Below are 8,303 nucleotides of genomic sequence, written 5' to 3'. Positions count from 1 at the left end.
CATATACTGAAGGTAGCGGGGCGTAACATGGTGGGTTTCCTTGGAGGTATAACGACCAACTATAACTCCAACCTGGTAATGCAGGGCGATGTTACTCCGGAAACACTGGTGGTAGTAGAAGCAGATGAGTTTGATCGTTCGTTCCTGCGGTTATTTCCACAGGTAGCTGTAATAACTTCTGCGGATGCCGATCACCTGGATATATATGGCGATCACAACAGTTTGATTACATCGTTTAAAGACTATATAAAGCAAATTAATAACGGAGGCACACTTATCATTCACGAGTCGGTAGCAGAGCAGCTCGCCAGTGATGTGACGCACGTTACCAAGAATATTTATAGCATGAGCCGGGGACAATTTTTTGCCGGCAGCATTATCGCGAATAGCGGATTTTTTGAGTTCGACCTCCACGGATTTGGCAAGGTTGAGTCGATCAGGCTCGGTGTCCCCGGATTTCATAATATCGAGAATGCAATTGCTGCAGCCATAGCAACGCATGCATGCGGAGTAGATATTCCAACGATCAAACGAGCGTTGGAATCTTTCTCCGGTGTAAAGCGCAGGTTCGAGTTTATTGTGAAGGGTAAAAAGGTTGTATATGTAGATGACTATGCGCACCACCCGACTGAGATCGAAGCATTCCTTCGTTCAATGAAGTCGATGTATCCGTCCCGTAAGCTTACCGTTGTATTTCAACCGCACCTGTTTTCACGGACACGCGATTTTGCCGAAGGCTTTTCGAAAAGTTTAAGCCTGGCCGATGAGCTTTTCCTGATGGATATATACCCTGCACGCGAGTTACCTATACCCGGTGTGGATTCGGATATGATCTTTAAAGACATTACGAGCCCGGTAAAAGTACGCTGCAGCAAGAAAGACCTGATGGAGAAACTGGAGAAGACAGACCTCGATGTAATTGTAACGGTAGGAGCAGGCGACATCGATACATTTATAACACCTATAAAGGAACTCGTGCTGAGGAAGTATGAAGCTTAAGTTCAACCTGAAGCGTGAAGTAAAGATAGGTGTGGCCGTGCTGGTCATTCTGGGAATTATTGCATTCACAGAACGCAGGCGTGGTGAAGTAGCGATCAGAGACATCACGATCAAGATCGAGAACGTTCATGAAAATCATTTTCTGGACGAAGCTGATGTTCAGGATCTGATGCAACTGAACCAGGAGAATCTGAAAGGTGCCGAGCTGGAAGCGGTGAACCTGAAAGATGTAGAGAAGCGGATCAAGACGGAACCGTTTATCAGAGATGCACAAGTATATAGCGACCTGAAGGGAAATGTAGTGGTGAACGTGGAACTTCGCAGACCCGTAGCGCGTATTGTGCGCAACGATGGCCCTGACGGATATATAGCAGAAGACGGGCGACTGATGCCGGTATCGGAGAAATATACTTCGCGCGTGGTATTGGTAAGCGGTGGTTATGTGCGCCAGCTGTTAAAGCAGAAGAGCGTAGATGAAACCGAAGAAGGTAAACAGTTGATGGAGTTGCTGAAGATGATTCGCGAAGATGAATTCTGGAATGCGCAGATCGCTCAGCTGGATATAGATAGTAAAGCGGGCATTACGATGTTCTCGCAGGTAGGAGATGAAAAAATTGAGTTTGGGAAACCAGACAACCTGGAGGTGAAGTTCAGGAAGCTGAAGATATTCTATAAAGAAATTCTTCCGCGGATGGGCTGGAATAAATACAAGCGCGTGAATCTGGAATATGAAGGGCAGATCGTAGCGGAGTAAATATATAGATCATCAGGAATTGAAGAAGATATAGGTAGTAAAAAAACAACCACTATAAAAAAGTTTACAACCATGGAACACGAAAAAATAGTAGTAGGACTCGACATTGGCACGACTAAGATCTGTGCTATTGTTGGCCGCAAGAATGAGTTTGGCAAGCTGGAGGTTCTCGGCATGGGTAAAGCTGAGTCTGAAGGTGTGGTGAAGGGAATCGTATTCAATATCGATAAAACTGTATATGCAATTGAGAAGGCTATAAAGGATGCGGGCGATCAGGCAGGTATTGATATAGGTGTTGTAAACGTGGGTATAGCTGGTCAGCACATTCGTAGTTTTATACAGCACGGTGGTATAACGCGCACGTCAAAAGAAGATGAGATCACCGTGTCGGATGTAGAGCGCCTCACACAGGATATGTATCGCATGGTTGTTCCTCCGGGAAGTCAGATCATACACGTGATGCCGCAAGACTATATGGTGGATTATGAAGATGGTATAAAAGAGCCGGTAGGTATGTCGGGTGTTCGCCTCGAAGCAGACTTCCACATCATCACTGCGCAAACCAATGCTATCAACAACATCAATAAATGTGTTCGCAGAACCGGACTGGAAATTGATGACCTCATCCTCGAGCCGCTGGCGTCCAGCCTGGCCGTGTTGAACGATGAAGAGAAAGAAGCAGGCGTTTGCCTGATCGACATCGGAGGAGGTACTACAGATATAGCTATATTTTATGATAACATTATTCGCCACACAGCAGTGATTCCGTTTGGCGGTAACATTATCACCAACGATATCAAGCAGGGATTGATGGTGCTTCCGCAGCAGGCGGAACAATTGAAAACACGTTTCGGTAAAGCGATAGCAGAAGAAGCAAGTCCGAACGAGATCGTTTCTATACCCGGTATACGCAACCGGGCCGCAAAAGAAATTTCGGTGAAGAATCTCTCCAACATCATTGAAGCAAGAATGGAAGAGATCATCGAGATGGCGCATGCAGAAATTATCAGTTCAGGATTTGAGAACAGACTCGCTGGCGGAATCGTGATTACAGGTGGAGGTTCGCAGTTGGCAAACCTCAAGCAATTGGTAGAGTATATGACAGGTATGGATACACGTATAGGATATCCGAACGAACACCTGGGCAAGAGCAAGATCGAAGCGATCAAGAGTCCGATGTATGCAACAGCAGTAGGACTTGTACTCGCTGGATTCAGGTCCCTGGACGAACGTGAAGATCGTTACAAGGAAGCCCGCGAAGTAGTAGCGGTAAAAAATGCAAACGCTGCTGCCAAAGCGAAGAAACCAGTATCATCAAAAAGTTTCTTCAACGACATTTTGAATAAAACCAAAAGTCTGTTGATCGATGACCTGGATGGAAAGAATGAATACTAAAAAGCAGCAGGAGTTAACGCTCCATGCTTAATGAAAGAAGAACAACCACTAAAGATTTATAATCATGTTCGAAACAGGATCCTACAAATTTGAAGTTCCGAAACATAGCCAGAACCGATCCATCATCAAGGTGATCGGTGTAGGCGGTGGCGGAAGCAATGCTGTAAATCACATGTACAAGCAAGGCATCAAGGATGTTGAGTTTGTAGTATGTAATACCGATAGCCAGGCGCTTAATCTGAGCCCGGTGCCGAATAAACTTCAGATCGGAACAAATCTAACGGAAGGGCTAGGCTGCGGAGCCAATCCTGAAGTTGGTAAGAATGCTGCACTGGAGAGTAAAGAGCATATCCGCGAAATGCTGAACGGTACAAAAATGGTTTTTGTAACGGCCGGTATGGGTGGTGGAACCGGAACCGGTGCTGCCCCGGTGATCGCCAAGATCGCCAAGGATATGGATATACTTACCGTAGGAATTGTTACAGCTCCCTTTGCTTTTGAAGGAAAGAAAAAATCAGCACAGGCGGAGTATGGTATAGAAGCGCTGCGCCAGAACTGCGATACAGTAATCGTAATTCTGAATGATAAACTGCGCGAGATATTCGGAAGCCTGCCGATACAAAAAGCATGGGCGCAAGCCGATAATATATTAACGATGGCGGCCAAAGGTATAGCGGAGATCATTACCCTGGCAGGTTACGTAAACGTAGACTTCCAGGATGTGCGTACCGTAATGCTCAATGCAGGTGCTGCTGTCATGGGATCAGTAGAAACACGCGGTGAAGATCGCGCGAAGAAAGCGGCAGAAGGTGCTCTAGCCTCTCCGTTGCTTGACGACTGCGATATTATGGGTGCGAAGAAAATTCTCTTGTCGATCATCTCCGGTGCAGAAGCAGAACTGCAGATGGATGAACTGTCGGAGATTACAGACTATATACAGGAGCAGGCGGGTGAAGAAGCCGAGATGATCTTCGGTCACAGCGTTGATCCTGATCTCGGAGACAGAATCCGTGTAACCGTAATTGCTACCGGTTTCAATTCAGAGTCGAAGCAGACAACTGCCAGGAAGCAACCAGGCAACGATAAGAAGGTACACGACCTCGATCGTTCACAGGGATGGCTTTTCAACAGTGCCGATAATTCGGTAAATGAAAAGAAAGATCTCGAGTTGAAGACTAAACCTGAACCGAAGCAGGATAAGATTGAAGAGAAACCAATGGAACGCGAAGTAACATTCAGCGGACCATTCAATAAGGTAGAACCTTCACGTCACGAAGAAGAAGCTGACAATGATAGTTTGTTCCGCGATGACGACTTTGATGTAACGTCCGTTCAGTATGGCGATCAGGTAATCAACGATGATGGCATGATGGAGCTGCGTTCAACGAAGCAACGTCTGCAGCAACAAGCGAAAGAGCGTCATGAAAAACTGAAGCAGGCTCGTAAATCTGAAATGACAAAAGAAGAATTCAATGAAAAATGGTCGTTGCCGGCATACCTCCGCAGAGGAGTAAAGATGCAGGATGTGCCACATTCATCAGAGCCGTTCATTTCAAAATATAACCTGAATGATGACAACAACATTCTGGGTAACAACAAATTTTTGCACGACAATGTAGATTAAAAGAAGCGCGACCAGGATATATAGGTATATATACTTGAGTCGCCCCGAAAGATATGGCACTTCGGCATGACAGGTTCATTTACTCCATTCGTAGTGGTTGTTGGTTGTAAATATTTTTTGCCGGTGTCGGGTGCCAATTTTTTAACATGAAGAAGCGCGAATTTTTTGTCCTGATGCGTTAGGATCGCGCAAGGCAGTGCCGGACGTTAACCACGTCCGGCATTTGTTTTTTAGCAGCATTGGATTTAGTTACACCTCTTTACTTCGACATTCGTTGATCGGTGTTCCTTGTTCGATATTCAATTCTGTTATCCGTTAATCGTTATCTGTCAATCAAAATTACTTTCGGCCTTTCCGTCATCCTGACTTTTTGTACTAAAAAGAATGATGTATTTTATTTTGATATATCATAGTTCTATGTATATTCGATCTATGTATTCGAAAGAACTGCTGAAAGGCACGCTCACGGCTATAATTTTGAAATTATTGGCGGAGCACGAGAAAATGTATGGTTATGAAATTTCGCAGCATGTAAAGGAGCTGACGGATGGGAAAATTCATTTGAAAGACGGATCGCTATATCCGGCTCTTCAAAAGATGACTGCCGATGGATTGCTTTCCTATAAAGAAGAATATATAGGCAAGCGTGTAAGAAAGTATTATTACCTCACGAAGAAAGGACAAAAAGAAAAAGTAGCCTACCTCGAAGAACTAAAAGATTTTATTGGCACGCTGAACAAAATCGTTTTTCCGCAATTGAAAACACTATGACGCTCTCCGAAGAACAGGTTGAGTATATCCGCAGTCGTGTAAGGCATGGCGGTATAGATATAGCGGCTTTGCAGGATGATGTGCTGGACCACTTATGTTGTGTGGTGGAAATGAAGATGGAGAAAAATATACCTTTCGATGTTGCGCTGACGAATGCTTTACAGGAGCTCGCTCCGGATGGATTGGCTGAACTTGAACAGGAAACACTTTTATTGTTAAACGCTAAAATGATAAATATGAAAAAGGTAATGTATGGAATAGGCTTCGCTTCTACCAGCAGTATGAGCATGGGTATTACATTCAAACTTTTGCATATGCCTGGTGGTGAACAGTTAATAACGTACGGCTTTCTGACTTTTGCTTTGGTGTTTCTGCCGTTGGTGGTAGTAAATCATTTTAAAGTAAATCTGCATGCCCCATGGACAGATCGGGTGCGTATCTTTTTAGGTATACTCAGCGCACTGGCTACGGGCATGGCAGTTGTATTCAAATTGTTTAACCTGCAATGGGCCGATGTTCTTTTGCTTACAGGTGCAGCGCTGTTCAGTTTCGGGTTTCTCCCGTTTTTATTCTTTACGATGTATAAGAAGTCAATATCTTAAGGACGCCACTGTTGATTTATACTTAGACATTCGTTGATCGGTATACCTTGTTCGATATTCAAATGCAGAATATCTCCCATGGATTAACACAGATAAAATACATTTGTTTCCGCAGATCTCGCAGAATAAATAGAAGCTGAAAGTGAAAGCTATACTTGGACATTCATTGTTCCTTGTTCATCTGTCCGATATTCAATTTCGTTACGCGGTAATAGTTATCCGTTAATCGCGTAAGTCTTTGCGCATATACTTGGAGCATATAGGGCAATCAGTCCACACGTGGCCACGTGCAGGGCAGAACTTTCGGCCAAAGTATATAATCTGCAAATGTGCCTTGTTCCATTTTTCTTTCGGGATGAGTCGCTTCAGATCGTGTTCGGTTTGCTCAACGCTTTTGCCATTGGTTAATCCCCAGCGATAGGCGAGGCGATGTATATGGGTATCGACAGGGAAGGCGGGTATGCCGAACCATTGTGTCATTACTACGGAGGCAGTTTTATGACCTACAGCCGGTAATTCTTCCAGCGCTTCAAATGTATCGGGCACTTCTCCGTTATATTTATCGATCAGTATTTTAGACAAGCCATATATACCTTTCGATTTCATTGGGGAAAGTCCGCAGGGACGGATGATATCCTGTATCTCTTCCTGCGACATCTTTACCATGTCGTACGGATTGTCCGCTTGTTTAAAAAGTATAGGTGTAGTCTTGTTCACGCGTTCATCCGTACATTGCGCTGATAACAGAACGGAGATCAACAACGTATAGGCATCCTTGTGATGTAGCGGAACTTCAGGATTCGGAAAATGATGATCGAGTATCGAGAGAATGTCTTGTACTTTTTCAGCTTTAGTCATGGGCTAAGTATATCACGGATATAACAGGTATTTCTCTCTCTTCTTTTTATAATTGTCCAGGTCAGCTTTCCACGTTTCGCGAATCTGCTCTTCGGTTTTGCCTTCCTTGATCTGTTGTTTCAATACGGTATTGCCTGTAAGCGTATCAAAATATGGCAAAAAGAATTTTTCTTTTTCCGGATATGCGTTGTATAGCTGTATCAGGTATTTCAGATCTATTCTTCTTTCAACTTGTACATTTCGCAGATCGAGTCCATAACACACCTTGCCTTCCAGAGGCGGTGTTACAGACATGCCCGGTATACTCACAGGTGTAAACTGAAAAGGCATATTCTTTAGTTCCGGATTACCAAGCACCTGAAATGGTATCTGCGTGCCGCGCCCGAGGCTGATCACTGTTCCTTCGAAGAGACAGATCGATGGATATAAACGTATAGCCTGGTCGTTGGGAAGATTCGGTGAAGGCTTCACCGGCAACGAATAGCTGTCGCTGTGTTTCCAGTTCTTCATCGGTACAATTTCCACGTTGCAGATAACATGATTAGTGAGCCATCCTTCTCCGTTAATCATCAGGGCAAGCTCTGCCACGGTAAGGCCATGCGCAATAGGTATAGCATGCATTGCTACAAATGATTTCAAAGGTGTTTGATTGATTGGTCCATCGACATACGCATTGGGATTCGGACGATCGAGGATGATCATCTTCTTGTTATTCTCTGCACAGGCTTCCATCATATAGTGCATGGTGCTGATATAGGTATAGAAGCGTGCGCCTACATCCTGTATATCGAACACGACTATATCTATATCGCTAAGCTGTGCGGGTGTTGCTTTATAGTTCTTCCCGTAAAGTGAAACAACCGGCAGTCCTGTTTTGGTATCAACACCATCTTTTACATGCTCGCCATCGGCGGCAGCTCCGCGAAAGCCGTGCTCTGGTCCGAATATTTTTATGAGGTTAGCACCGCGACTCTTCAATGTATCGGCCAAATGTGTTTTGCCAATCACCGATGTCTGGTTTACTACCAGGGCTACACGTTGTGTACCCAGTTTCTGCAAGAGTATATCCAGTTGTTCAGCACCCAATGCAAGTCGTGTGTCAGCTTTAGGAGCTTCCGCTGGTTGTTGTGTAACGGGTGGTTCTTTTACCGGAGGTGTCGTTGTTTTCGGGCTGAGGCAAGCGAAAACCCCCAACAGATGAAGAAGTGTGAATGCTATTTTTATTTTCATGCAGTACGGAATATTATGCTCCTGGCAGGTGCTTATTTGATTATGGTGTTTGCAAATCTTATTTTGCACC

At 44.6% G+C, this 8,303-nt stretch carries 8 protein-coding genes; 6 read left to right on the top strand and 2 right to left on the bottom strand.

Features of this window, described 5'->3' with window-relative positions:
• The 6 genes from VIN08_RS13915 to VIN08_RS13890 form a co-directional block, all read left to right on the top strand.
• Positions 1-999, top strand: a 999-nt coding sequence (locus VIN08_RS13915) for a UDP-N-acetylmuramate--L-alanine ligase (protein WP_331966143.1), incomplete at its 5' end; no start/stop codon positions are given.
• On the top strand, positions 989-1,753 hold the full coding sequence (locus VIN08_RS13910) for a cell division protein FtsQ (RefSeq protein ID WP_331966140.1): 765 nt from the start codon (positions 989-991) through the stop codon (positions 1,751-1,753). The genes VIN08_RS13915 and VIN08_RS13910, both read left to right, overlap by 11 nt.
• Positions 1,754-1,825: 72 nt before the next feature.
• A complete protein-coding gene (gene ftsA / locus VIN08_RS13905) occupies positions 1,826-3,148 on the top strand; it encodes a cell division protein FtsA (protein ID WP_331966137.1) in 1,323 nt (440 codons plus the stop codon).
• 64 nt (positions 3,149-3,212) lie between these two features.
• Entirely contained in the window at positions 3,213-4,772 is a 1,560-nt protein-coding gene (gene ftsZ / locus VIN08_RS13900) for a cell division protein FtsZ (RefSeq protein ID WP_331966135.1), read from the top strand.
• Positions 4,773-5,204: 432 nt separating this feature from the next.
• Positions 5,205-5,543, top strand: coding sequence for a PadR family transcriptional regulator (locus tag VIN08_RS13895; RefSeq protein ID WP_331966132.1), 339 nt, complete (start codon positions 5,205-5,207; stop codon positions 5,541-5,543).
• Positions 5,540-6,145: a hypothetical protein gene (locus VIN08_RS13890; protein ID WP_331966129.1), complete on the top strand. Its 606-nt coding sequence runs from the start codon at positions 5,540-5,542 to the stop codon at positions 6,143-6,145. Before VIN08_RS13895 ends, VIN08_RS13890 begins: the two co-directional genes overlap by 4 nt.
• A gap of 222 nt (positions 6,146-6,367) precedes the next feature.
• Here VIN08_RS13890 and nth read toward each other — a convergent pair whose 3' ends face one another.
• Positions 6,368-7,003, bottom strand: coding sequence for an endonuclease III (nth, locus tag VIN08_RS13885; RefSeq protein WP_331966126.1), 636 nt, complete (start codon positions 7,001-7,003; stop codon positions 6,368-6,370).
• Between the two features lie 12 nt (positions 7,004-7,015).
• Complete coding sequence (locus tag VIN08_RS13880) at positions 7,016-8,233, bottom strand: DUF1343 domain-containing protein (RefSeq protein WP_331966123.1); 1,218 nt, start codon at positions 8,231-8,233, stop codon at positions 7,016-7,018.
• Positions 8,234-8,303: the final 70 nt, after the last annotated feature.

This window comes from Ohtaekwangia sp. (genome assembly GCF_036568665.1).
Lineage (GTDB): Bacteria > Bacteroidota > Bacteroidia > Cytophagales > Cyclobacteriaceae > Ohtaekwangia.
This window is presented reverse-complemented; position numbering and strand designations above follow the sequence as displayed.